We start from the raw sequence: 25854 nt of genomic DNA on the forward strand, positions 1-25854 counted from the left end.
CTAAATGGGAGGTTCCTTTGGCAACATCAGCGATTCTAGCTCTGGAAGACGGCACTGTATTTAAAGGGGTGTCGATCGGAGCGGATGGCTCCTCAACGGCCGAAGTGGTTTTCAACACTTCGATGACTGGTTATCAAGAAATTCTTACTGACCCTTCCTATGCTCGACAAATGGTCACTTTGACCTATCCCCATATTGGGAATACTGGCGTTAACTCTGAAGATGAAGAATCCAATAATGTTTGGTGTGAAGGTCTGATCATTCGTGATCTTCCTTTAGTCTCTAGCAGCTGGCGCGCAGAAGAGTCATTAGATTCTTATCTAAAACGTAAAGGTGTTGTTGGTATCGCAGACATTGATACGCGTAAGTTAACACGTATTCTGCGAGAAAAAGGGGCGTTAGCAGGTTGCATCATGGCGGGTGACAATCTAGATGAGGCCGCAGCGATTGCCGCAGCAAAAGGCTTCCCTGGCCTAAAAGGCATGGATCTAGCCAAAGAAGTATCTGTTAAAGAGTCTTATCAGTGGACTGAGTCGACTTGGGATCTAGTGAAAGGCCATACAACACCTGAATCTTTTGATTTCCATGTTGTTGCCTACGATTTCGGTGTTAAGCAAAACATCTTACGCATGTTGGTTGAGCGTGGCTGCCGCCTTACGGTTGTGCCAGCGCAAACACCAGCAAGCGATGTGCTAGCGTTGAATCCAGATGGTGTTTTCTTATCCAATGGACCGGGTGACCCTGAGCCATGTGATTACGCAATCCAGGCAATTAAAGAGATCCTAGAAACAGAGATTCCTGTTTTTGGTATCTGTCTTGGTCATCAGCTTTTGGCTTTGGCTTCAGGCGCTAAGACTAAGAAAATGAAATTTGGTCACCATGGTGCCAACCATCCAGTACAAGCCATTGCAAAAGGCACTGTGATGATTACTAGCCAGAACCACGGTTTCGCAGTAGATGAAGACACACTTCCTGCTAACCTTGAAATGACACATAAATCCTTGTTCGATGGTTCTTTGCAGGGAATTTCCCGTACTGATAAGAGCGCATTCAGCTTCCAAGGTCATCCGGAAGCGAGCCCGGGGCCACATGACGTTGCGCCACTGTTCGATCAGTTCATCGAAAACATCAAAGCCTCCAAAGCCTGAGCAGGAACGAAATACTATGCCAAAGCGTACTGACATAAAAAGCGTCTTAATTTTGGGTGCAGGTCCTATCGTCATCGGTCAGGCCTGTGAATTTGACTATTCTGGTGCTCAAGCGTGTAAAGCGCTGCGTGAAGAAGGTTTCCGCGTTATTCTGGTGAACTCTAACCCAGCGACCATCATGACTGACCCAGTGATGGCTGATGCGACTTACATTGAGCCAATCGAATGGCAAACAGTAGAAAAAATCATTGAGAAAGAGCGTCCAGATGCGGTTCTACCGACTATGGGCGGTCAAACTGCACTGAACTGTGCATTGGATCTAGAGCGTCACGGCGTTCTAGCAAAACACAAGGTTGAAATGATTGGTGCGACGGCGGATGCCATCGACAAAGCGGAAGACCGTAATCGTTTTGACCAAGCAATGAAAGCGATTGGTCTTGAATGTCCACGCGCAGGTATTGCTCACAATATGGAAGAAGCGCTAGGCGTCCAACGTGAAGTAGGCTTCCCATGTATCATTCGTCCTTCTTTCACCATGGGTGGTACCGGTGGTGGTATCGCTTACAACATGGAAGAGTTCGAAGAAATCTGTACGCGTGGTTTGGACTTGTCGCCAACCAACGAATTGCTAATCGATGAGTCATTGATCGGTTGGAAAGAGTACGAGATGGAAGTTGTCCGTGACAAAAAAGACAACTGCATCATTGTTTGTGCGATTGAAAACTTTGACGCCATGGGGGTTCACACAGGTGACTCCATTACCGTTGCGCCAGCGCAAACGCTAACAGACAAAGAATACCAAATCATGCGTAACGCTTCTTTGGCGGTATTGCGTGAGATCGGTGTGGAAACTGGCGGCTCGAACGTACAGTTCGGTATGGATCCGAAAACAGGCCGTTTGGTTGTCATCGAGATGAACCCTCGTGTGTCTCGCTCTTCTGCACTTGCTTCTAAAGCGACTGGCTTTCCGATTGCGAAAATCGCCGCAAAATTGGCGATCGGCTACACTCTAGATGAATTGCAAAATGACATTACTGGTGGTCAAACACCAGCGAGTTTCGAGCCAGCAATTGACTACGTTGTAACAAAAATCCCTCGCTTCACTTTTGAAAAATTCCCAACGGCTAATGATCGTCTAACGACGCAAATGAAGTCTGTGGGTGAAGTGATGGCGATTGGCCGTACCTTCCAAGAGTCTTTGCAAAAAGCATTGCGTGGTTTGGAAGTGGGCTCAGATGGCTTTAATCCACAACTGGATTTCGCCGAAGAAAACAGCAAAGAGAAGCTAGCTTACGAATTGCAAAACCCAGGTGCTGATCGCATTTGGTACATTGGTGATGCATTCCGTTCTGGCATGACGATCGATGAAATTTACGCCGTTACTGGTGTGGACCATTGGTTCCTAGTTCAGATCGAAGACTTGATCAAAGAAGAGCAAGCTTTGGCGGATCAAGGCTTGGTCGACATGACGCACGATGTGATGCGTCGTTTGAAGCGTAAAGGCTTCTCCGATTCACGTCTTGCAAGCTTGTTGCAAGTGACTGAGAAATCATTGCGTGAACGCCGTTACTTGGTGGATGTGCATCCTGTCTACAAGCGAGTTGATACTTGTTCTGCTGAGTTTGCGACCAACACAGCGTACATGTACTCTACTTATGAAGAAGAGTGTGAAGCTGCACCAACGGACAAAGATAAAATTATTATTCTAGGTGGTGGTCCAAACCGTATCGGTCAAGGTATCGAGTTTGACTACTGCTGTGTGCACGCGGCATTAGGCTTGCGTGACGCGGGTTACGAAACCATCATGGTAAACTGTAACCCTGAAACCGTATCGACCGATTACGATACCTCTGACCGTTTGTACTTCGAGCCAGTTACCTTAGAAGATGTGCTTGAAATCGTCCGTAAAGAGAAGCCAAAAGGCGTGATTGTTCAGTTTGGTGGTCAAACACCGCTGAAAATTGCTCGCGCTTTGCAAAACGAAGGCGTACCTATCATTGGTACTACGCCAGAAGCGATTGACCGTGCGGAAGACCGTGAACGTTTCCAAAGCATGATTCAGCGTTTGGGTTACAAGCAGCCGCATAATGCGACTGTTCGTAGCGTTGACCAAGCCGCAATGAAAGCCGCAGAAATCGGTTATCCGCTTGTTGTTCGCCCATCTTATGTACTAGGTGGACGTGCCATGGAAATCGTGTATAACGAAAAAGAATTGATGCGTTACATGACGACTGCGGTAAAAGTCTCTAACGACAGCCCAGTATTGTTGGATCACTTCTTGAACGCGGCGATCGAGATCGATATCGACTGTATCAGTGATGGTGAGCAAGTTGTGATCGGTGGCATCATGCAGCATATCGAGCAAGCAGGTGTTCACTCTGGTGACTCTGCGTGTTCTTTGCCTCCTTACTCATTGCCTGCGAATGTCCAAGATGACATCCGTGAAATGATTAAGAAAATGGCGCTTGAGCTTGGTGTTATCGGCTTGATGAACACTCAGCTTGCAGTGCAAGATGGTGAAATCTACGTGATCGAGGTTAACCCTCGCGCTTCACGTACGGTACCGTTTGTTTCCAAATGCATCGGCCGCTCTTTAGCCCAAGTTGCTGCATTGGTTATGTCTGGTAAGACATTGGAAGAGCTTGGTTTCACTAGCGAAATCATTCCTTCTTACTACAGTGTGAAAGAAGCTGTCTTCCCGTTCAACAAGTTCCAAGGTGTTGACCCGATTCTTGGCCCTGAAATGAAATCGACTGGTGAAGTCATGGGTGTTGGCGATACATTCGCTGAAGCCTTTGGCAAAGCGGTTCTAGGTGGTGGTACCGTATTACCAACGTCTGGCCGTGCGTTTATCAGTGTTCGTGACATGGACAAAGAAGGTGCGGTTGATGTGGCGCGTCGTTTAGTCGAGCTAGGTTTTGATATTGTGGGTACTGAAGGTACCGCAAAATTCTTAACTGAGCGTGGTGTAGAAGCGCGTAAAGTGAACAAGGTGAACGAAGGTCGTCCACACATTGTTGATATGCTGAAAAACGGCGAGATTGATTACATTATCAACACAACTTCAGGCACCCAGGCGATTGCTGACTCTTCGGTTATTCGTCGCACAGCATTGCAGCGCAAGGTTTGTTACACTACAACATTGGCTGGCGCTGAAGCGACTAGCATGGCGATCAGTCTGAAAGGTGAAACCAAAGTTAGAAGACTGCAAGATTTGCACTTGGGGAAATAATGAAAAAAGTACCAATGACGGTAGAAGGTGAAGCAAGTCTACGTGAAGAGCTTAACCATTTGAAAACCGTAGTTCGTCCTCGCGTGATTGCGGATATCGCAACGGCTCGCGAGCACGGCGATTTGAAAGAAAATGCAGAATATCACGCTGCCCGTGAAGAGCAGGGCTTTGCTGAAGGTCGTATCAAAGAGATCGAAGGTAAGTTATCTGATTCACAAGTGATCGACGTTAAGGCAATGCCAGCAACGGGTAAAGTTGTGTTTGGTACCACTGTTACCTTATATAACGTAGATACTGAAGCGACCGTGACTTACCGTATCGTAGGTGATGACGAAGCAGACGTGAAGTTGAAGAAAATTTCTTATGCTTCACCTATTGCTAAAGCCATTATTGGGAAAGAAGAGGGTGATGAAGTCCTTGTGAAAATTCCAAGCGGTGAAGCAACGTACGAGATTGAGAAAGTCGAATACATCTAATTTGTATTAGCTAATTTCATTCTTTTAAAAGCCACGATGTGAAAGCATCGTGGCTTTTTGTTTGCCCAGCGAAGCAAGTAAACTATTAACAAAAAGTTTAAAGAGTTTAGTACATTTGACTAATTATAAAGTTTAAATGATGTATTTATAATGGCTTCAATTCGTTATTACCCTTATAACTCGTTGGAGAAGATGATGACTCATCAAATTATTCAAGACTTGAACAGTCGCTATACTGCTAAAAAATACGATGCGGATAAGCGTATCTCTCCTGAAAACCTAGAGGTGATCAAAGAAGCGATCCGCTTATCAGCTTCTTCTATCAACTCTCAGCCATGGAAATTTGTCTTAGTAGAAAGTGATGAAGGTAAGCAGCGTTTACACGACACTTTTGCTAATAAACACCAGTTTAACCAGCTGCATGCGAAAGAAGCTTCTCATACGTTATTGCTAGCCTACGATCCTGCGTTTACCAAAGACAAATTTAGAAAGCGTGTTGATGCTGAAGTAAGTTCAGGTCATTTGCCTGCTGAAATGTACGACAGCTTTATGGGGGCTTATGCTTTCGCTGAAATGAACACAGACGAACACGGCAATAATGCAAGCTGGACCAAAGCACAAGTTTACTTGGCATTAGGTAACATCATGCATACCCTAGCCCGTTTAGGCATTGCTTCTACACCGATGGAAGGGGTTGATCCTGAATTGATTGGTGAGAAATTTGCGGCAGAATTAGATGGCCATGTGTGTGAAGTTGCCTTGGCAATGGGTTACCACAAAGACGGCGATGATTGGAACCACGGTCTGCCAAAAGCCCGCCTAGCGATGGATGATATTATCGCCACAGCCTAATCAAACCGTTAAACATTTATCTTTGATAATGGAAGCCACCTTGTGAAAGCAAGGTGGCTTTTGTTTTACTATAAAAAACACCGGTTTCGCCGGTGTTTTTTTATAGGCTGTTATTTAGGAAGTCGTTAAGACTGTGGGTATTTGAATTTGAAATCGACTTTAAATGGCTTAAACCAATCTGCGACACCAGTGGCTTTGTCTACGTGGTGCAAAAAGCCTTTTTCGTCTGGTGCTGTATATTCAAGATGAGCTATGTAGGTGCCTTTACCTTTCAGCTGTACTGAGTGTGCGTAGTGTGGACCATCGCCAGCCGTCATGGGCAGCATTTGGCCGTATTCCATAAAGCTTGGATCTCCTACTTTTGTTACGACGTAATTAATGCTCATATAGGGAATCCATGCACCATTTGGAAAGCCCCATTTGTTGTCTTGAGTTGCGTGTACGTCAGATTCAAGGTGTACCACATCTTTGCCTGTTATCATTGAGGCTGGTGAGGGGGCGGTCTTAATATCGACTAAATAAGACGAAGCGATTTCCATTCCATCTTTATGGATGGGACCACCAACTGGGTATTCTCGGGCGCTTGCGTATTGGCTTATGAGGGCAGCGCTACAAAGTAACGCGGTGAAGGAAAGCGCTTTTTTCACGTTATTAGTGAGTTGCATCTAGAGTGTCCTTATTTTGTTTGTGGCTTTGTTTAAGTCGTTGAGTGGTTAGAGAAATAACGCATAAAACGGCACACCAGGTGAGTATTTGTAGCCCCATGGGGGTTGCGGTATAACCAATGACAGAGTGAGCTAATACCCCAGCCCAGCTGTTATTGGATAAGAGGAAAGAGCTATTCCACACTTGTGAACCTAATTGTGGCAAGAAACCAATGTTGGCAAGAATACCCACTGCTTGGCTGGATAAGCCTGCGGCTATGAGGGATAGAATCAAATTACTAGAGGAGAAAATGTAACGTAAAGGGATCATCACAATGCCACGGTACAGAGAATAGGTGACGAAAGCCCCCAGTGCGGTACCGAGTAAGCCGCCCAGTAACATGCTGTTTTCGGTTAACCCAGAAGACAGGAAAAGGCTGTACAAGAAGAGTACGACTTCTGAGCCTTCACGTAATACAGCAATGGCAATGACGATCACAATAGCAAAGCTGCCTTTGCCATCGAGTAATAAGCCTTTGATATTTTCCTTGCTTCTCTCGGCCATTTCACGGCCTTTGGCTGACATCCAGATATTTTGCCAAGCCAGCATCAGTGCTGCGATGGCTAAAATACCCGCGTTAAAAATTTCTTGCCCGTAACCAGACAATGCGGCTTCTATCAAGCTGGTGAATTTAGCCAACAGTAGCGCACCAAATAAGCCAAGTGCGATGCCAGTGCATACTTGAAGGCGAATAGTTATGCCTTTACATGCGGCCGCTATGATGGAAATAACTAAGCCAGCCTCGAGCACTTCTCTAAATACAATGAGTAAAACAGCGAGCATGTGAACGCTTTCCTTAAGGTCGTTTGACGTGAACAATGCCAACAACATTCGTGGCATAATCATTAAAAAAACGGTATTGGCCAGCTTTCAAAGGTCCAGTAAAGACGGTGATTTTTCCCTTTGGCACGACAATTTTTTCGAATTTCATATCGTAGCTTTCTAGTTCTGCTACTTTGTTTGTGTTGTTAATGAGTTCAATTTTGATGGCCTTGTTTGGTGGGAGGCTAAAGGCTTTGGGAGTGAATCCCTTGTTATTAAGCTGCAATTGAAGAGCAAGCCTTTCGGCGTAGGCGGGCAGGCTAGCCAGAGAAAAAATAGAGAACAGAAGCAAGCAGCGTACAAACATAGTGGGTGTCTCGTGATGCATTAAAAAACGAATGCGTTAAAAAAGAGCGAACTATGATGATAACTATTATTATCATGACCTTTTTATTTTCCTGCTGGCTAGGGATTTGGGTCAATAAGATTGAGCGTAAGGTCTTGCTTTGTCGGTAATGTTTACCCGATAGCAAAATAGTGGAGCGAATTGGGCTAGACAGTAATGTTTCTGTTTTAATGGTGATATGAAACGGCTTTTATATTGCTTATAGAAACAGGGTTTAGTGGTTAACTTTCTTTATAATCGACAAAATTGCCTAAACTTAAGGTGAAATAGAAAAAACCAAAAGAACCTAAGTGATAGAAAAAGTACAATAGATGACTGAGCCAAGCAGACTTTTGTGCTGGCACACCGTTCACCCCTTTTTATTATGGAAGTTGAGTTCATCTTTTATGTCTTATCCAGCCTGCCCCCATTGTCATTCAGAGTATGTTTATCAAGATCAAAGTAATCTAGTTTGTCCGGAATGCGCTTATGAATGGAACCCAGAAGAGCTGGCTGCAGAGCAAGCTAATAAGGCAGTAAAAGACGCCAATGGTACAGTGCTAGAAGAAGGGGATAAGGTTACTTTAGTGAAGGATCTGAAAGTAAAGAGTAGTTCTTTGGTATTAAAAATAGGTACTAAAGCCGTCATAAAACGACTCTTTGACAAAAAAGATCATCAACTTGACTGCAAGGTTGATGGTGTTGGTGACATGATGATTACGGCAAAGTTTGTAAAAAGAGCCTAGCCGGCTTTTGGGGATGTTATAAGCATAAAAAAACACCAGCCGAGGCTGGTGTTTTTAGCGTATTACGACGCTGCTAGGGGTTAGGCTTGCGCTTTTTTAAAGGCGTTGATCAACGCTTGAGTAGAAGCATCTAGCGCACTGTTGTCACTGTCGCTTACTAGGCGGTTGAAGATGTCCGTCCCCAATACTTTACCTAGTTCCACACCCCATTGGTCAAATGAGTTGATGCCCCAGATTGTGCCCTGTACAAAAGTACGGTGCTCATACAAGGCGATCAAGGCACCAACGGTCGCTGGTGTCATTTTATCGGTTAATAGAGTGTTGCTTGGGCGATTACCTTTGATTACCTTGTGCGGTGCAATCGCAGCCACTTGAGCATCTGTAGCACCCGCATCACGCAGTTCTTGTTCTGCTTGTTCTAGGGTTTTACCCACCATCAATGCTTGAGACTGACTTAGGCAGTTAGCAAACAATTGTGCGTGGTGATCTTTGATTGGATTGTGTGACGCCAATGGCGCAATGAAATCCACAGGTACAAGGCGTGTACCTTGATGCAATAGCTGGTGATAAGCGTGCTGACCATTTGTACCAGCGCCACCCCAGATGATTGGGCCAGTGTCTGTTTCAACGCCGTCACCATTCAATAGGTTTGCTTTACCATTACTTTCCATGTCTAGCTGTTGGATGTGAGCAGGCATAGCGCGTAGGTAATGATCGTAAGGGATCAAAGCATGAGTTTGTGCGTTATGGAAATTGATGTACCACACACCAAGAGCGCCCATGATGACAGGTAGATTTTCTTCCAGAGGGGCAGTGCGGAAGTGCTCATCCATCTGATGTGCACCATCTAGCAAGGCGTAGAAGTTGTCCATTCCCACGGCAATGGCAACGGGTAGTCCAATGGCTGACCAAAGAGAGTAACGACCACCAACCCAATCCCACATAGGGAAGATGTTCTCTTCCGCCATGCCGAAATCAACCGCTTTCTTCACGTTAGAGCTTACTGCTGCAAAGTGCTTGCTGACAGAGTCTTGTGAACCGCCATTGGCTAGGAACCAATCACGTGCTGCATTAGCATTGGATAAGGTCTCTAGGGTGCCAAAGGTCTTAGAAGAAATAACAAAGACAGTGGTTTCTGGATTTAGCTGTTTTAGCTTGCCAGTAATATCGGAGCCATCGATGTTGGCAACGAAATGCACCTTGATGTCTTCTTTTTTGTAAGGCGTTAGCGCTTCCGCTACGACTTTTGGTCCAAGGTAAGAGCCACCGATACCGATAGAAACAACATCAGTAATGTTTTTACCTGTGTAACCTTTCCATTCGCCGCTGTGAAGCTGAGCAACAAATTGCTCCATTTGTTTTAGCGTAGCGCGAACTTCAGCTAATACGTTAACACCGTCCACCATCAAAGATTCTTGAGCTTGGCTGGCACGTAACGCAATGTGCAATACAGAGCGATCTTCTGTGTTATTTATGTGGTCACCGCTAAACATGCCTTTAATGGCTGTCGCTAAACCGGCTTCTTTAACCAGATCGTTTAACAGTGAAAATGTTTTGTCGTTTGCGCGGTTTTTCGCGTAATCCAATGTCCAGCCAGCAGCTTGGATAGTGTATTTAGCGGCGCGATCTTTGTCCTCTTCAAACAAGGATTTTATGTCTACAGAAGCAATTTCTTTTTGGTGCTCTGTCAGTGCTTGCCAAGCACTAAGTTCAGTAGGTGAATGCATTACAATCTCCCTTAGTCTTAAAGTGAGTTAGGCCAGTTCAATACGCATATTATCGATCAAACGTGCGCTGCCTAGGTATGCCGCAGCCAAAATGACCAGGCTTTTCTCTTCTTCTGACGGTGTTTGTAAATTATCTTGTGCGCGGATTTCAAAATAATCACGACGGAAACCAGCCGCTTCAAGCTTCTGTTGAGCTTGTTCGCAGATGTCCTCGTGACTCGCACTGTTTTCTAGTAGCGCTTCTTTTGCCCATAGCAAGGTTTGATAGATTGCAGGGGCGATGCGTCTTTCTTCTTCTGTTAGGTAGCCATTGCGTGAGCTCATGGCTAAGCCATCTTCGTTGCGTGCGATATCGACACCTATGATACGGACGTTAGAGCTTAAATCGCGCACCATATCTTCAATAACTTTTAGCTGTTGGAAGTCTTTGTTGCCGAATATGGCACAGTCTGGCTGAACAATGTTAAACAATTTTGTCACAACGGTGGAAACACCAACAAAATGCCCAGGGCGAGAAGCACCACACAAAATATCAGATAAGCCGACCACTTCAATTTGTGTTTGGCTGCGCTTGCCATCTGGGTACATTTCTTTTGCATCTGGGGCAAACAAATACTGACAGCCATTTGCGGCTAAGACTTTTTTATCTTCTTCCAGTGTTTTTGGGTAGCGCTCTAAGTCTTCATTGGCAGAGAACTGCATGGGATTAACGAAGATAGAGGAAACCACAACATCCCCTTCTTTGACAGCGCGACGGATGAGCGACATGTGGCCATCGTGCAAATTGCCCATAGTAGGAACGAACGCAATGCTTTTGTCTTGTAGGCGCTCTTTTTTTAAGGCAGCACGAAGTTCAGCAACAGTGTGAAAGGTTTTCATGATTTAAATCCGTGTTCTGGTGCAGGGAATTGTTGGTTCTTGACTTCATAAACATAGGCTTCAAATGCCTCTTGAATGCTGCGGCCGTTAGTCAGGAAGTTTTTTACAAAGCGTGGACGTTTGCCTATGTTAGCACCAAGCATATCGTGCATTACCAAGACTTGACCGTCTGTGTGTGGGCCTGCGCCAATGCCAATGGTGGGTACCGGAACGGCCTCTGTTAGTGTTTTTCCAAGCTCGCTAGGAATGCATTCGTAAAGCAGAATATCCGCGCCAGCCGCAACCAATGCAAGGGAATCTGCCAACAGCAAATCAGCGGCTTGTTGGCCTTTACCTTGCACTTTGTAACCACCTAATTTGTTAACGAACTGAGGTGTTAGACCAAGGTGAGCACACACCGGAATACCGCGATCACTCAGCGCTTTAATAATATCTTTTAGCCATGCCGCGCCTTCAATTTTGACCATGTTAGCGCCAGCTTGCATCAACTTGCCTGCATTCTCCAAAGCGTGTTCAGTGGAGTTGTAGGTCATAAAAGACATGTCGGCGAGAATAAAGGCGTTTGTGTTGCCTCGCTTGACCGCCGCTGTGTGGTAACACATGTCTTCAATGGTAACAGGTAAGGTGCTGTCTTGACCCTGAATCACCATGCCAAGAGAGTCGCCAATCAGAATAGTTTCAACGCCTGCTTGATTCATAACATGAGTAAATGTTGCGTCATAACTGGTTAAGCAGGTGAACTTTTCTTTGTTTTCCTTCATTTGTTTTAGGTCTGACAAAGAGATTGGACGGCTGAGCTTTTTTTCAGAGTTATTTGAATACATAGATCATTCTTCTTCTATAGAAACCAAATCACTGGTATCAAGTTGGCGTAAATGCTCAGTGACGGTTTTGCCGTTCGTTAAGAGCATTTCTGGTGCCAGATCCATAAGGGGACGGATGACGAACCCTCTTTCTAGCATATAAGGATGAGGAACGGTAAGACGCGGTAAATCAATGGTCTCATTGTTGTATAGTAATAAATCAAGGTCCAATGTGCGTGGCCCCCAATGGCGCTCACGAACACGCTGATGATCTTGTTCAATACTCTGTAATAAGTCGAGTAACTCGATGGGCGTTAATTGTGTTCGTAGCGCCGCAACGGAATTTACATAATCCGGCTGGTCTTGAGGGCCAACCGGTTTACTAGAGTAGAGCGCAGAGACGCGAAAATCTACCAAATCTGGGTGTGTAGACAATTGCTCAATAGCGCTATTCATTTGAGCTATTGGGTTTGCTAAGTTACTACCAAGTCCAATATAAGCCAGTTTCACTCTGGTCCCTCTTATTTTTCAGGAGTTTCTCTTTGTGGCGCATTGCTTTTTCTGCGGCGACGTGGACGGCGCTTTTTAGGGCCTTCTTTGTCGTTCGAACGAGCATCGATGCTTTTAATGAGCTCTCTCTGTTCATGTTCGCTGGCAAATTGAAATGCTTCCCACCAAGCGCCCAGTCCACCCATTTCTGTGCCACTTAACTCGCGAATCAGCAAGAAATCAAATGCGGCACGAAAACGTGGGTGCTCAAGCAACACGAACGCCCGTTTACCGTAGCGTTTTGGTAAGCGGAATTGCATATCCCAAATTTCTCGCATTGGGGTAGAAAAGCGTCGCGGGATGGCCGTAGAAGCAACTTGGTTGTCTAGCACCATGCTAGCAGCCTGGTGTAAAGCTGGAGTGATAGGCATGCCTTGGGCTTGGAATTCTTCATGGCGAAGCACAACGCTTGGCCATAACATCACCGCATATAAGAAGTAAGGCGCAGTAGTTTTACCTGCCTGTAGGCGCTTGTCTGTATTTTCTAAGCCTTGAAGAATAAAAGCTTCAGGGTTTATATCATCACGCTTCCAACCACTAACCAAGAGGGCTTCAGTGTCTGGGAACAGGTATTTGAAGAGACCGTATTGGCGTAATAAATGGAAAGTTTTAATGCCATTACCGCTGCCTAATAGTTTAAGGACTTCTTCAAACAAGCGTGCCGGTGGAATATGGTCCAGTAGGTGAGCCATTTCTTTTATTGGTGCGGCCGTTTCTTCTTCTATATCAAAGCCCAGTTTGCCAGCAAAGCGGATTGCGCGGAGCATACGTACCGGGTCTTCTTGATAGCGCTCTCTTGGGTCACCAATAATACGTATTTTTTTGTTTTCAATGTCTTCTAAGCCGCCACAATAATCATGGATGCTAAAGTCCTGAACATTGTAATACAGAGCATTAAAGGTAAAGTCGCGACGTTCCGCGTCTTCTTCAATACTGCCATAGACATTATCACGGAGCATGATGCCGTGGGCAGAACGTGCCGAGTCTTTTCCTTTTAGCGATTCTTGCGGCTTACTCGCGCTATCATCTTTCGCTGAGTTGGCTCGGAATGTAGATACTTCGATAATTTCACGGCCAAATGTCACGTGTACAAGACGAAAGCGTCGACCTATCAGTCGTGAATTGGAAAATAGATCGTGAATTTCTTCAGGAGTCGCGTTGGTAACGACGTCGAAATCTTTCGCATTAACGCCGATCAAGTGGTCACGAATACAGCCGCCAACAAGGTAAGCATCAAAGCCTGCTTTGTTTAAGCGATAAAGGACCTTGACCGCGTTTGGGCTTAACTGCTGGCGAGATAAGCTGTGATCACTGCGCGGAATAATAATGGGATAAGTCTGAGCCTTAGGAGAGGCAAAGATTGAGGTGGCTTTACGTACCAGAGATTTTAATCCTGTAAGCATTAGACAACAAATTTTAGTTAGCGAAAACTGTATTCTACACGTGTGGCAAAGAAGTTACACGAGTAATAGAGCATTCAAAATGGAAGATTTATAGTAAGACGAGCGTAGGGGAGAAGCGATTATTCGAAAACAAAATAATCGCTTTGGATACATGAAGATACTAGTTCCGAAAACAAAGTGGGTGCTGCTTATGCAGTTCTACTCAGGTTTTATTTTTATTATTGCAATGTTTTCATTGCCCGAAGGCTTCTATATCTAAAAAAATCAATTATCCAAAGCGATTTTCTATCCATAGCCTCAAGTTTTTATTTTTGTTTTAAGAGGCTACGGTGTTCCTATATCTTATTTTTATTGTTAAGAACTTACACACGACGACTAACTTATTCTTATTCTTGGTCAATCTTATTATCGTTGTGATCTATATAAGGCATTTCTTGTGCCAAAAATCATAATTCGTTGAATTATATGGTTTTTGCGTTTTTCTTGTTCATATTTTTTACAATATCTTGCTCATTATTTGTGTTATTTGGTAACAAGTGTTACTTATTATTTGTTACTTTTTTGGGTATACCAAGCTTTTGCCGTCTTTCCCATAGGCTTTTTCGAGAGATGCCCAAGGATTGGGCAAGTTGAGTCTCTGTCATCTTGTGTTGGTGCGTTAACACGAAATGTTTGAAATAGTCATCCAGGGTAGTGCCCTCTAATGGGGTCAATTGCTCACTGGTTTTGGTCGTTGTTTGCTGCGTTTTACTGCCGCTTAGGTGGGTAATCAATTTTAAGTTAGCGGCTTCAATCCGGTGAGGTGGGCTAAGAATAACAGCCCGTTCGATAGCGTTTTCTAGCTCACGGACATTGCCTGGCCAATTATGAGCTCGGATCGCTTTATCAAACTCTTTGTTGTAGTCCAGAGGTACGCGGTTGTGCTTTTTACAGGCCTTCTCAAGGAGGAATTTTGCAATCATCGAAATGTCGTCACTGCGTTCGCGTAATGGTGGAAGCAGTAGTTCCATGACATAGAGGCGATAGTATAAATCTTCGCGAAAATAGCCCTTGCGAACCATGTCGATTAGATCTCTGTGTGTCGCGGTGACCAAACGTACATTTACCTTGGTTGATTGAATCGCGCCGACTCGGCGGATTTCGCCTTCCTGTAGGACCCGCAGCAGTCTAGCTTGTGCTTCGAGAGGTAATTCACCGATTTCATCGAGGAATAAAGTGCCATTGTCTGCGGCGTATATTAACCCATCTCGTGCCGAGACCGCGCCAGTAAATGCCCCTTTCTCATGACCGAAAAGCTCTGATTCTATTAGGTTTTCTGGGATGGCTGCGCAGTTGACGCTGATCAATGGGTTGTTATGTCTGGTGCTTAAGTTGTGCAGCGCTTTGGCAACCAATTCCTTACCTGTACCCGATTCACCACGAATCAATACGGTAACGTCAGTGCTGGCTACTTTGCGAATATCGCTGAAAAGCTCGCGCATCGGCTCACAGTTACCAATGATGCCACTATCTAGCGCGCCTAAATTGTCGGCTTCTTGTTCTTTCTCAGAACGTGCAAAGAGCAGCGGAGGGATTGCTTCAGGTTCTGCTGTTTGTTTTGCCTTAGATGCTGGCGTGGTGTTTTCTAAGGCATCGATAACATGCTTTAGCAAATGCTCTGAGTCGGTGGGCAAAGGCAGGTAATACTTTGCTCCCATCGCCATCGCGTCGATGCCGCTATTTAGGCTAGGGCGAGCGTCTAGAACTAAGCGTGGAGGCGTCCCTTCGAGTGCTGACATATTGTCAGTGAATAAGGCTAAAATGGCTTGGTCTATAAGAAGTAGATCGAAGTCGGCCAGTTCATAGTATTTTTTCGCTTGTTCAAGGGTGTAGCATAGATTGACTTGAAAGCCATAGCGAGAGAGCCACCTGTCAGCTTCTTTGAGTGGTGAGTCTTCGGGACAAATTATCATAATATGATGCATTTTTGGTGTCACCTCTTGTAACCAATGTAACGATTATACACATCACTTGGGTAACAGCTAGAGGGAAGAAGTGTGCACGGCCTGACAAACTATAAAAAGTGAAGATCTTTTGGGGCAATTACCGTGGTGGTTTGTTGGCTTAGGCGTTGTGGTTTCCAGTTTTGAATAGCAACCGCCAAGGCTTCTGTGATGCTGGTTGCGTTTTGGGCGTCTATTTTCAAATAGCTCAATGCGCGTATTAGAGTGTCTAGGTCGCCATTTGGAATGGGCTTGGCGTGATTTTGCTTGCTGATTTTCTCAGCATCTTGATTGACGACCAGTGGGATGTGTCCGATCTGAGGGACTTGCCAGCCAAAAAGGTGGTACAGATGCAGCTGTTGTGCCGTGGTATCGATTAAATCAGCACCGCGTATTAGATGGGTGATACCTTGTAGATGATCGTCTACTACCACCGCAAGTTGATAGGAGAAATAGCCGTCTTTGCGTTTTAATACGGGATGATTACCATCTAAGTCGTCAGCAAAAGACATTGCGCCTTGAATCAGGTCTTGATAGTGATATTCCTCGTGATTGGTTCTTAGGCGCCAAGAGTGAGGTTGCGTTTCTGTGCTTTGACAAACGTGAGGGTGTAGGCCTGAATAAGCTTGTAAGGATTTTCTTGTGCAATTACAAGGAAAGACATTTTGACTCTGCTTGAGCTGGGTCAGATACGCTTCATAGCTGGCTGTGTGTTCGTATTGTAAGCGAACCGCCTCGTCAGAGATGAGTTGGTAACTTTCTAGTGTTGCTAGAATTTGCTGAGTGTATTCAGGGCGACATCGAACGGCATCGACATCTTCGATGCGGACTATCCAAGTACCTTGATGGTACTTTGCATCCACATAGCTCGCGAGTGCAGCGACTAGCGAGCCTAAGTGGAGTGGGCCGGTTGGCGAAGGTGCGAAACGGCCACGGTAACCTGATGAGATCAAGTTAGCCGCCGATTTGCTTCTCTTTGATCTCAGCCAATGTTTTGCAATCGATGCACATTGTTGCTGTAGGACGTGCTTCTAATCGGCGAATACCGATTTCGATGCCACATTCGTCACAAAAGCCATAATCGTCTTCGTTGATGCGCTCAATGGTTTGAGAAATTTTCTTAACCAGTTTGCGTTCACGATCACGAGCTCGCAACTCAAGGCTGAATTCTTCTTCTTGGCTGGCGCGGTCATTAGGATCTGCGTAGTTTACTGCTTCTTCCTTAAGATGGTTAACGGTACGGTCAACCTCTTCCATTAGCCCCTGCTTCCAGTTAAGCAAAATGCTTTTGAAATGCGCCAACTGGTTCTCGTTCATGTATTCTTCACCTTCCTTAGCATCGTAAGGTGTGAAGTCCTTCATTAATGATTCCGGGTTCGTACTTGGCATACGCATTGCCTCATTTCGCAGGTTTCCCTTTATGGTAACCTGTAAACTATAAAGATTAAGTGGTTTATTTTTCGGCCGGAAACTTACCAGATAATTTGGCGTTAAACCACTTTTTTTGCGCAAATATTCATGAAAATGTTGAATTAAGTTGAGAAACCTATATGTCTAAGCAGAAGTTAGCCTCGCGAGTTGGGAAAATATCACCTTTTCAGGTGATGGCGGTAATGGAGAGAGCAAAGCAGTTACAGGCCGATGGCAATGATGTGATTCATTTGGAAGTAGGAGAGCCGGATTTCGTTGCCCCACAAGCCATAAACGAGGCAGGTATCCAGTCTATTGAAGCGGCGAAAACAGGCTATACGCCCGCAACCGGACTACCTGAACTTAAGCACGCGATTAGCCAGCATTATCGTACTCGTTATCAAGTAGAGGTCGCGCCAGAGCGTATTATTGTAACGCCAGGTGCGTCGGGTGCTTTATTGTTGATGGCTTCCCTAATGGTGAACGAAGGGGAAGAGGTGTTGATGCCAGATCCTTGCTACCCATGTAATCGCCACTTCTTAATTCAAGCCGGTGGCCAAGCAAAGATGATCGAAACTTCAGCGGAGCAAGCGTTTGAAGTGAAGCTAGATACATTGCCTTCTCATTGGAGTGAAAACACCACAGGTCTTTGGCTAGCATCTCCTTCTAACCCTACTGGCGCTGTACTGAGTAAAGACTATGTGGCGCAAGCATGGCAGCAAATTCAAGCATTAGGTGGACATCTCTTAGTCGATGAAATTTATCAGGGGTTGGTCTTTGAAGGAGAGGACTTTACTGCCTTGTCATTGGATGACGATATTTTTGTGATTAATAGCTTTTCTAAGTATTTTGCCATGACGGGCTGGCGATTGGGTTGGATTGTGGTGCCAGAATGGGCCATTGAAGGCGCCACAAAACTGGCTCAAAACCTCTTTATATCAGCCTCAAGCGTTGCTCAATATGCTGCGATAGCAGCATTCGAACCGACCGTTCTGGAAGAATGTGAGAAGCGTCGGCAGACACTGAATCGTCGTCGCTTAACTTTATTGGAAGGGTTGGAACGTGTTGGTTTGCCAGTGGTTGCGCCAGCGCAAGGGGCGTTTTATGCGTACGTCGATGTATCAAGTGTTACAGAGGATGCCATGTCTTGGTGCTTACGCTTATTGGAAGAGGAAAAAGTGGCACTGACACCAGGAGCGGATTTTGGCATGAAGGATGCGCATAAATACGTTCGTTTTGCCTATACCTGTGACGAGCAACGTCTTAACGAAGCGCTTACTAGGATTGAACGCTTTATTCAATCCTAGTGCTGTTTCTTTTAGCCTCGACGTCTCATTAAGAGAATGCCAGATAGCAAACAAATAGCGATAGGAATACTAACGCCGACGGCGGGGGGGAAGCCTGTCGCGATGCTCATTCGGCCAAATAAGTTTAATCCGTTTTGAAAGGCCAAGCCAATCATGACACCAGAGAAGATTCGTCCACCCATGGTAGATGAACGTAACGGCCCAAAGACGCTGGACAGCGCAACCAGCACCAGTGCGATACAAGCAACAGGGCGCAGCGCTTTACTCCAGAACTCCAGAGCGTACTGTGCGCCATCCTGTTTTTGCTCATCAAGGTAAAGTTGATAAGTGCGCAACTGGCTTAGTGACAAAAAGTCAGGCTCTTGTGATGCTAGGTACAGATGTTCTGGTTTTATGCTTACTGACCACTTCTCAGTTGGCAGGTTTTGTACCTTCACGTGATCTGGGTAAAAAACAGTCTTGCTAACGCCATCTAAAAGCCATTGGTTTTCGTTAATGTGAATAGCGGTTTTCGCATCAGTAATACTTTTTAGGTGTTGCCCATCTGGGGTGAAAATTTTAATGCCATAGAGCTTGCCCGATCGGTCCGCTGCATTAATGTAGACAAAGTTGTTGTCGGCCTTTAGCCATACGCCGCCAGTTAGCGCAAAATTCCCTTCTTTTTGATCTTGTAGCTTTTCTACTAGGTTGGCTTTTTGTTCTGCTACAGGGGCAACAAATTCGGATAACCCCATGCCAAATAAGGCAATGAAAATAATAGGCTGGCAAGCCGATAAGCCAATACGCCAGATTGGCATACCGGCCGCACGCATAACGGTTAATTCAGAAGTAGAGGCTAGGGTGCCTAGCCCCATTAGGGTGCCAATAAGAGAAGATATCGGCACGTATTCGGCGAATTTGCCCGGCAAACGATAAAGCAGTACTTGCAGAATGGACTGTACCGTATAGTCATCACTGACTTTCTTGATCTGGTCAATGAAGGCAATGGCCGTGTCTAATCCCAGCAGTACAAACATAACGATCAAGAAAGACCAGAGAACACTGGTGGCGACATATTTGTCTATTTTATTCATTACTTAAACTCTTATCTTGAGGGTCAGGAGTTTGTGGCGTGGGCAATTGAGCATTTTTTCTATTAAATACTTGATTGTATTGGACAAATAACCCAAGAGCGATACAGAGAAAAATGCCATGGATCCACCAAAGTCCCAAATAGTCAGGGATTTTGCCCTTGCCTATGGCGGTTTTTCCCCAAATGAGTAACGCCATGTAAAGGATCATCAAAAGAATCGCTGGCAGCATTTTAAAGAAGCGGCCTTGCCTTGGATTTACTTGGCTAAGGGATAAACCAATGATCGATAGAATAGGGATCATCACCACTAACGCGATTCGCCACTGAAGTTCTTCTTGGTCTTCTGGGTCATCACTGCTCAGTAAATAGAGGGTGCTGCGTGTTTCTGGGTCTGTAATGGATTCTTGCGGGGCGCTTTCCATGCGCATCGCATAAGTGTCGAATTCAGTGACACGATAGGAAGCGGTGCCAGGGATGCCTTCATAGCGTACGCCATTTTTAAAGACCAGATAGTCTTGGCCGTTTTTAGAATCCATTTTGATTTCTTCGGCATAGGAAGCGAGCATTTGTACTGGTATGGATTTGCCGTTGTCGCGTACGAAGTCAGATAAGAAAACATCGTTCATCCAGCCCTCATCAGGGGTGAAGCTATCGATATAAGTCGTGCGTTGGCCGTCACCTTGAAAGCGTCTTGGCAATAAAAACGAAAAGGTAGAAAGTTGGCCTTGTTCGTCTGCTGCTTTAACTGCGTGATATTCGCTGGTTGGGGTTAGCCAGAAATTCAGTCCCGCACTAATGCTAAACACAATGCCGGCAATGCCCAGAGTGTAGCCTGCTAATTTTAGTTTGCTGATGCCGCTGGAAAATAGCACGGACATTTCATTTTCAATGTAGAGCCGACCAAACGTTAGCAATAATGAGAGAAAAAAGGCAATGGGCAAAATGATTTGAACAAAAGATGGCACATGAAAGCCGAGAATAGTAAAAAGAAACTCAAAGGTCATTTTGCCTTCAGTTGCTCGTCCTAAATAGGATACAAATCGGCTGCTTAAAATAACGAGAAGTAAAATTAGCGTCACTCCGGCAGTTGACACTAACACTTCTTTCGCCAAGTATCTGAATAGTCTCAAAGTCACCTCTGTAGGATGCCGCAATGTGCGGAGAGTTGATTACAAATCTAAAGCCCCCATTATCTCGTGGTAAGAAGGACATTATCCAGTTTTTTTTAAAAGTTATTATTTTGAGGAAGCACTCATGAATACGACACTATTTGATCGCGTCTCTGCGGTTCAGGCAGATTTGCTCGTCACTTTTGTTCCAAGTGAAGGCGCGTTCCCTGAGTCAACTGCTTGGGTTGATGGTAATGCAGATGGCCAGTTGTCACAATTGCGAGAAAGCGGTGTTTTTAAAGGTGGCTTAGCGCAAACTTTATTATTGCCTAGCATTACCCAAGATTTCGCGCAGCCAGTGTTGCTGGTTGGTATCGGCAAAGATGCCGAATTAAGTGACATGCAAGCACGCAAAGTCATTGCTGCTGTGGCAGCACAGATTAAGTCGCTGCCTTACGCGTCTGTTGCACTAGCAAGTCGTGCTCTCGTTTTAAAGAAACGCACACAAAGTGAAGTAACCGCCCTGATTGCCCAATGGTTGAATGAAGGTTTTTATAACTTTCTTGGCTTTAAGCAAGACGATGCAGAAAAAGCGACTAAGGTCACTGATCTATTGATTGAAGGCGACGATGAAGCCGCTTTAGCAATCGGCACAGCAACCGCGAATGGCTCTGCGTTTGCGCGCCAGTTAGGAAACTTGCCTGGTAACGTATGTACGCCGAACTACCTTGCCTCTAAAGCTCAGCACTTTGGTGAAGAGTACGGCATTGATGTTGAGTTGCTAGACGAAACAAAAATGGACGAGCTGGGCATGCATTGCCTGCTATCAGTCGGTCGTGGCAGTGATCAACCAAGTTACTTGATTGTAATGCATTACCGTGGCGGAGAAGAAGGCGAAGCCCCGCATGTTTTGCTAGGTAAAGGTATTACCTTTGATACAGGTGGTATTTCTCTGAAACCTGGTCCAAAAATGGATGAGATGAAATACGATATGTGTGGTGCGGCAAGTGTATTCGGCACCATGAAAGCGATTTGTGAACTTAAGCCGAAATTGAACTTCACCGCAGTGGTTGCGGCGGCAGAAAATATGCCAAGTGCGCGTGCAACCAAGCCTGGCGATATTGTAAAAACCATGTCTGGTAAAACGGTTGAAGTGCTTAATACTGACGCCGAAGGCCGTCTCGTATTGTGTGATGCGTTAACCTACATTGAGCGCTTTAAGCCTAAATCGGTTGTGGATGTCGCGACTTTAACTGGCGCTTGTGTTGTGGCTTTGGGAAGTGTGAACTCTGGGATGTACGCAAATGACGACGCAGTAGCTGAGTCATTAAAGGCAGCCAGCCAGATTTCTGCTGATAAAATTTGGCAGATGCCGCTGAATGAAGAGTACCAACAGCAGCTAGACAGCAACTTTGCAGATATCGGTAATATCGGTGGCCCAGAAGCTGGCTCTGTGACAGCGGCCTGTTTCTTGTCACGCTTTACCGCTTCTTACCCTTGGGCGCATTTAGACATTGCAGGTGTAGCCTGGAGTGGTGGTGCGGCTAAAGGTGCGACAGGTCGTCCCGTTGCGCTATTGACGCGTTACTTGTTAGATAAAGCAAGTTAGCATCTGCTTGTAGCAAAACGATCGGTTTTTATAAAAAGCAGCAATGATGTTCATTGTTGCTTTTTTTATGAATAAAAAGAGTGAGATAAGGTTTCTTTGTATGCCTAAGGTGTGCACTTTAAGAAGTCGGAAGTAGGCTTGTGGAAGGTGAGAGGGTGGACATTTTCAGTCCCGAATGCGAAAGTTGAAGCATGGATTTCGAACAATGAACCTCAGTTGTTTATTTGTTGTCGCTTCTATTTCTTATTTTTACTATTTTATTGGTTAGTGTCCTATGCCTGATTTAGCCTCACAAATTGAAGAAAGTGTTCTAAATGACTGCGCTTTAGAGGAAGGTGTTTGTCAGGACGAGGTGCTCGGAGATAACCAATGTGAGCCTGATGAGCACACGCTGATTAGCGCCTTGCGTAACCAAGATGATATTCCAATCCTTATGGATATTGTCGCTGAAAAGCTATCGGCGACGGTCAGTCAGGAAACACAGTTTTCTGAAGCAATGGAAAGTTTTGAACACATTCAAGATGATGCAATTCCCGTGTTGCTGGATGAAGAACAAGCGTCAGCCTCAGCTGAGCCTGACACAAAACTTGATAAGGTACAGCAAGAAGATAGCGTTACTGATCGGCAAGATATTATTGCTCAAGCCATTGCAAGCGTGCTTGAAAAGCGTTTGCCCGATCTAGTCCAAGAAGTGCTTCAAACGATGGACGAATTGTCTACTCAAGCAAAATGATTAACCAATCGGCGGATTCGATATCATCGACAAGCCGCAGGTTATTCTTTATCTTGCGATGACGCGCTATAATTCACCAAATTCAATTTACCTCTCTACATGAGCTTTAAGACACCATAATGGAAAAGACCTACCAACCACAGAGTATTGAACAGCCTATTTACAAACGTTGGGAAGAGGGTGGTTATTTTGCCCCTCAAGGCAACGGCACCCCTTTCTCCATCATGATTCCGCCACCAAATGTTACCGGTAGCCTTCACATGGGGCATGCTTTTCAGCATACCTTGATGGACGCAATGATTCGCCGCGAGCGCATGAAGGGTAAACGCACCTTATGGCAGCCAGGCAGTGACCATGCAGGTATTGCGACACAAATGGTGGTTGAGCGTCAATTAGCGGCACAAAATACCACTCGTCATGATTTAGGTCGTGAAAAATTCCTAGAGAAAGTGTGGGAATGGAAAGGCCAATCTGGCGGTACTATCTCAGACCAGATGCGTGTCTTGGGAGATTCTGTAGATTGGCAGAAAGAGCGCTTTACGATGGACCCAGGTATGTCTGCCGCGGTACAAGAAGTATTTGTTCGCTTGTATGACGAAGGCATTATTTACCGTGGCCAGCGCTTGGTTAACTGGGACCCTATTCTGCACACAGCGATTTCTGACCTAGAAGTTATCTCTGAAGAAGAAAATGGCTTTATGTGGTATTTCCGCTATCCATTAGCCGATGGCGCGAAAACAGCAGATGGCAAAGATTATATAGTCGTGGCAACGACGCGTCCGGAAACCATGTTTGGTGATGCGGCTGTGGCTGTAGCACCGGATGATGAGCGCTTCACTGACCTAGTGGGTAAAGAAGTTGAACTGCCACTTGTTGGTCGTCGTATTCCCATTGTTGCGGATGAATATGTAGACAAGGAATTTGGTACCGGTTGTGTAAAAATCACACCAGCTCATGATTTTAATGACTACGAAGTAGGTAAACGCCATGATATGCCGTTAATCAACATCCTCACGGATGATGCGGCTATCAATAATACAGCACCAGAAAAGTACCGCGGCATGGATCGCTTTGTGGCGCGTAAAGCTGTGGTAGCTGATTTTGATGAGCTTGGTTTACTTGAAAAGGTAGTGGACCATAAATTAAAAGTGCCTCGTGGCGAGCGTGGTAACACTGTCATTGAGCCTTACCTAACTCAGCAATGGTATGTGGCAGTTGAGACACTAGCGAAACCTGCGATCGAAGCGGTAGAAAACGGTGATATTCAGTTTGTGCCCAAGCAGTGGGAAAATACTTACTTTGCTTGGATGCGCGACCTGAATGATTGGTGTATTTCTCGTCAACTATGGTGGGGACATCAAATTCCGGCTTGGTATGATGCTGATGGCAAATTCTATGTCGGTAAGGATGAGGCAGAGGTACGTACTAAGTACAATCTGGCTGACGATATCACACTGACTCAAGATGAAGACGTGTTAGACACCTGGTTCTCTTCGGCATTGTGGACCTTTGCAACGCAAGGTTGGCCTGAAGAAACTCAAGACTTTAAAGAGTTTAGTGAGTCTGATGTACTGGTAACTGGGTTTGATATTATTTTCTTCTGGGTTGCCAGAATGATCATGATGACCTTGAAGTTTACTAATAAAGTCCCTTTCAAAACGGTTTACATTACCGGGCTTATCCGTGATGAGCGTGGCGATAAAATGTCGAAGTCGAAAGGTAACGTTATCGATCCATTGGATCTGATTGGCGGCATCGATATTGAGTCCCTAGTGAAAAAGCGTACCTACGGCATGATGCAGCCGCGCCTTGCTGAAAAAGTGGAAAAGAATACTCGTGAAACCTACCCAGAAGGTATTCAGGCCTATGGTACTGACGCTCTGCGTTTCACCTTGTGTTCATTGGCTTCTGGCGGGCGTGATATTAAGTTCGACCTAAATCGCCTTGAAGGTTACCGTAATTTCTGTAACAAAATTTGGAACGCTACCCGTTACGTTCTGATGAACACAGAAGATCAAGATTGTGGTCAAAACGGCACAGACGTTGAACTGTCATTGGCGGATAAATGGATCATTTCTCGCTTACAACATACGGAAGATGCGGTAAATCGCGCGTTTGAAACCCATCGTTATGACCTTGCTTCACAAGCCTTGTATGAGTTTATGTGGCACGAATACTGTGATTGGTATTTGGAGCTTTCTAAGCCAGTACTGTGGGACGAAAATGCGACCGCGGCTCAATTAACTGGTACGCGTCGTACCTTGGTTCGCGTATTGGAAACTTTCCTTCGCTTAGCCCATCCTATGATGCCATTCTTGACCGAAGAAATTTGGCAGCGAGTTGCACCATTGGCAGGTGTTGAAGGCGATACGGTTATGCTGATGGAATACCCAGAAGCGAATGAAGCTAAAAAAGATGCGCAAGCCGAAGCCGACATTGAGTGGCTCAAAGGTGTCATTGAAGGGGTGCGAAATATTCGTGGCGAAATGAACATTGCGCCATCTAAACCGTTAACGGTTTTGTTCCGTAATGGTACGGATCAAGATCAAGCTCGTCTCGATGCTAACTTGGCGTTCTTGCAAAAATTGGCTAAGTTGGAAACCATTACTTGGTTAAACCCTGGCGATGAAGCGCCTATGTCTGCGACGGCTTTAGTCGGAGATATGGAAGTGCTAGTACCGATGGCAGGGTTAATTGACAAGAGTGCGGAGCTTGCACGTTTGCAAAAAGAAATCGATAAAGCAACCAAAGACCTTGCACGTATTGAAGGCAAGTTGTCGAACGAAAGCTTTGTTGCGAAAGCACCGGCTGCGGTGGTAGATAAAGAGCGCGCTAAGTGTGATGACTTGCGCCTTACCGTTAGCAAGCTTGAAGAGCAAAAAGCGAGTATTGAATCGCTATAAATCAATAGTAATGCCAGACACCTCAGTGTCTGGCATTTGTTGCATTCTATAAAAATAAAAAA

The 25854-nt window shown here is 45.3% G+C and carries 22 protein-coding genes; 9 read left to right on the plus strand and 13 right to left on the minus strand.

Translation table 11 applies throughout. The features are described from left to right. Positions 1–17 precede the first annotated feature (17 nt). The 4 genes from carA (at position 18) to DFP81_RS13245 (ending at position 5708) form a co-directional block, all read left to right on the plus strand. A complete protein-coding gene (gene carA, locus DFP81_RS13230) occupies positions 18–1148 on the plus strand; it encodes a glutamine-hydrolyzing carbamoyl-phosphate synthase small subunit (protein WP_115898405.1) in 1131 nt (376 codons plus the stop codon). 16 nt (positions 1149–1164) lie between these two features. Beyond that, positions 1165–4380 carry a carbamoyl-phosphate synthase large subunit gene (gene carB, locus DFP81_RS13235; RefSeq protein WP_115898374.1) on the plus strand — a complete coding sequence of 1072 codons (3216 nt, stop codon included), beginning with the start codon at positions 1165–1167 and terminating at the stop codon, positions 4378–4380. Next, positions 4380–4856: a transcription elongation factor GreA gene (gene greA / locus DFP81_RS13240; protein ID WP_115898375.1), complete on the plus strand. Its 477-nt coding sequence runs from the start codon at positions 4380–4382 to the stop codon at positions 4854–4856. The genes carB and greA overlap by 1 nt, the downstream gene beginning before the upstream one ends. A gap of 150 nt (positions 4857–5006) precedes the next feature. Beyond that, on the plus strand, positions 5007–5708 hold the full coding sequence (locus tag DFP81_RS13245; protein ID WP_245959163.1) for a nitroreductase family protein: 702 nt from the start codon (positions 5007–5009) through the stop codon (positions 5706–5708). Between the two features lie 125 nt (positions 5709–5833). Here the strand turns inward: DFP81_RS13245 and DFP81_RS13250 are convergent, their stop codons facing one another. From DFP81_RS13250 to DFP81_RS13260, 3 genes are read right to left on the minus strand one after another with little or no spacing between them, the layout of a single operon-like run. Beyond that, positions 5834–6373, minus strand: coding sequence for an iron transporter (locus DFP81_RS13250; RefSeq protein ID WP_115898377.1), 540 nt, complete (start codon positions 6371–6373; stop codon positions 5834–5836). Continuing rightward, a complete protein-coding gene (locus DFP81_RS13255; RefSeq protein ID WP_181903094.1) occupies positions 6360–7196 on the minus strand; it encodes an FTR1 family iron permease in 837 nt (278 codons plus the stop codon). The genes DFP81_RS13250 and DFP81_RS13255 overlap by 14 nt, the downstream gene beginning before the upstream one ends. A gap of 13 nt (positions 7197–7209) precedes the next feature. Next, on the minus strand, positions 7210–7542 hold the full coding sequence (locus DFP81_RS13260; protein WP_115898379.1) for a cupredoxin domain-containing protein: 333 nt from the start codon (positions 7540–7542) through the stop codon (positions 7210–7212). 425 nt (positions 7543–7967) lie between these two features. Here DFP81_RS13260 and DFP81_RS13265 point away from each other — a divergent pair, with 425 nt between their 5' ends. After that, positions 7968–8306, plus strand: coding sequence for a zinc ribbon domain-containing protein YjdM (locus DFP81_RS13265; RefSeq protein WP_115898380.1), 339 nt, complete (start codon positions 7968–7970; stop codon positions 8304–8306). Between the two features lie 80 nt (positions 8307–8386). Here the strand turns inward: DFP81_RS13265 and pgi are convergent, their stop codons facing one another. The 8 genes from pgi to dksA form a co-directional block, all read right to left on the minus strand. Further along, positions 8387–10033 (minus strand): glucose-6-phosphate isomerase, encoded by a 1647-nt coding sequence (pgi, locus tag DFP81_RS13270; RefSeq protein WP_115898381.1) that lies wholly within the window; start codon positions 10031–10033, stop codon positions 8387–8389. Between the two features lie 27 nt (positions 10034–10060). After that, the gene (panC, locus tag DFP81_RS13275) at positions 10061–10912 is read right to left on the minus strand and encodes a pantoate--beta-alanine ligase (RefSeq protein ID WP_115898382.1); all 852 of its coding nucleotides are present in this window, start codon (positions 10910–10912) and stop codon (positions 10061–10063) included. After that, a complete protein-coding gene (gene panB / locus DFP81_RS13280; RefSeq protein ID WP_115898383.1) occupies positions 10909–11736 on the minus strand; it encodes a 3-methyl-2-oxobutanoate hydroxymethyltransferase in 828 nt (275 codons plus the stop codon). The genes panC and panB overlap by 4 nt, the downstream gene beginning before the upstream one ends. Before the next feature lie 3 nt (positions 11737–11739). Next, complete coding sequence (folK, locus tag DFP81_RS13285; RefSeq protein ID WP_115898384.1) at positions 11740–12225, minus strand: 2-amino-4-hydroxy-6-hydroxymethyldihydropteridine diphosphokinase; 486 nt, start codon at positions 12223–12225, stop codon at positions 11740–11742. Positions 12226–12236: 11 nt separating this feature from the next. Then, the gene (gene pcnB / locus DFP81_RS13290; protein WP_115898385.1) at positions 12237–13667 is read right to left on the minus strand and encodes a polynucleotide adenylyltransferase PcnB; all 1431 of its coding nucleotides are present in this window, start codon (positions 13665–13667) and stop codon (positions 12237–12239) included. Between the two features lie 539 nt (positions 13668–14206). Further along, complete coding sequence (locus DFP81_RS13295) at positions 14207–15631, minus strand: sigma-54-dependent transcriptional regulator (RefSeq protein WP_115898386.1); 1425 nt, start codon at positions 15629–15631, stop codon at positions 14207–14209. A gap of 89 nt (positions 15632–15720) precedes the next feature. After that, the gene (gene gluQRS, locus DFP81_RS13300) at positions 15721–16602 is read right to left on the minus strand and encodes a tRNA glutamyl-Q(34) synthetase GluQRS (protein ID WP_245959164.1); all 882 of its coding nucleotides are present in this window, start codon (positions 16600–16602) and stop codon (positions 15721–15723) included. Between the two features lies 1 nt (position 16603). Beyond that, positions 16604–17038, minus strand: a complete 435-nt coding sequence (gene dksA, locus DFP81_RS13305) for an RNA polymerase-binding protein DksA (protein WP_115898387.1) — start codon at positions 17036–17038, stop codon at positions 16604–16606. Positions 17039–17199: 161 nt separating this feature from the next. On the opposite strand from dksA, the gene DFP81_RS13310 reads away from it, so the two are divergent. Beyond that, a complete protein-coding gene (locus DFP81_RS13310) occupies positions 17200–18366 on the plus strand; it encodes an aminotransferase class I/II-fold pyridoxal phosphate-dependent enzyme (protein ID WP_115898388.1) in 1167 nt (388 codons plus the stop codon). A gap of 11 nt (positions 18367–18377) precedes the next feature. Here the strand turns inward: DFP81_RS13310 and lptG are convergent, their stop codons facing one another. Further along, the gene (gene lptG / locus DFP81_RS13315; protein ID WP_115898389.1) at positions 18378–19439 is read right to left on the minus strand and encodes an LPS export ABC transporter permease LptG; all 1062 of its coding nucleotides are present in this window, start codon (positions 19437–19439) and stop codon (positions 18378–18380) included. After that, positions 19432–20574: an LPS export ABC transporter permease LptF gene (lptF, locus tag DFP81_RS13320; RefSeq protein WP_281272037.1), complete on the minus strand. Its 1143-nt coding sequence runs from the start codon at positions 20572–20574 to the stop codon at positions 19432–19434. The genes lptG and lptF overlap by 8 nt, the downstream gene beginning before the upstream one ends. A gap of 118 nt (positions 20575–20692) precedes the next feature. Here lptF and DFP81_RS13325 point away from each other — a divergent pair, with 118 nt between their 5' ends. From DFP81_RS13325 to DFP81_RS13335, 3 genes are all read left to right on the plus strand, one after another. Next, positions 20693–22156: a leucyl aminopeptidase gene (locus DFP81_RS13325; RefSeq protein ID WP_115898391.1), complete on the plus strand. Its 1464-nt coding sequence runs from the start codon at positions 20693–20695 to the stop codon at positions 22154–22156. A gap of 274 nt (positions 22157–22430) precedes the next feature. Further along, complete coding sequence (locus DFP81_RS13330; RefSeq protein ID WP_115898392.1) at positions 22431–22889, plus strand: hypothetical protein; 459 nt, start codon at positions 22431–22433, stop codon at positions 22887–22889. A 119-nt stretch (positions 22890–23008) separates the two neighbouring features. Continuing rightward, positions 23009–25792, plus strand: coding sequence for a valine--tRNA ligase (locus tag DFP81_RS13335; RefSeq protein WP_115898393.1), 2784 nt, complete (start codon positions 23009–23011; stop codon positions 25790–25792). Positions 25793–25854: the final 62 nt, after the last annotated feature.

The sequence above is a fragment of the Marinomonas pollencensis genome (assembly GCF_003387375.1).
GTDB classification, from domain to species: Bacteria; Pseudomonadota; Gammaproteobacteria; order Pseudomonadales; family Marinomonadaceae; genus Marinomonas; species Marinomonas pollencensis.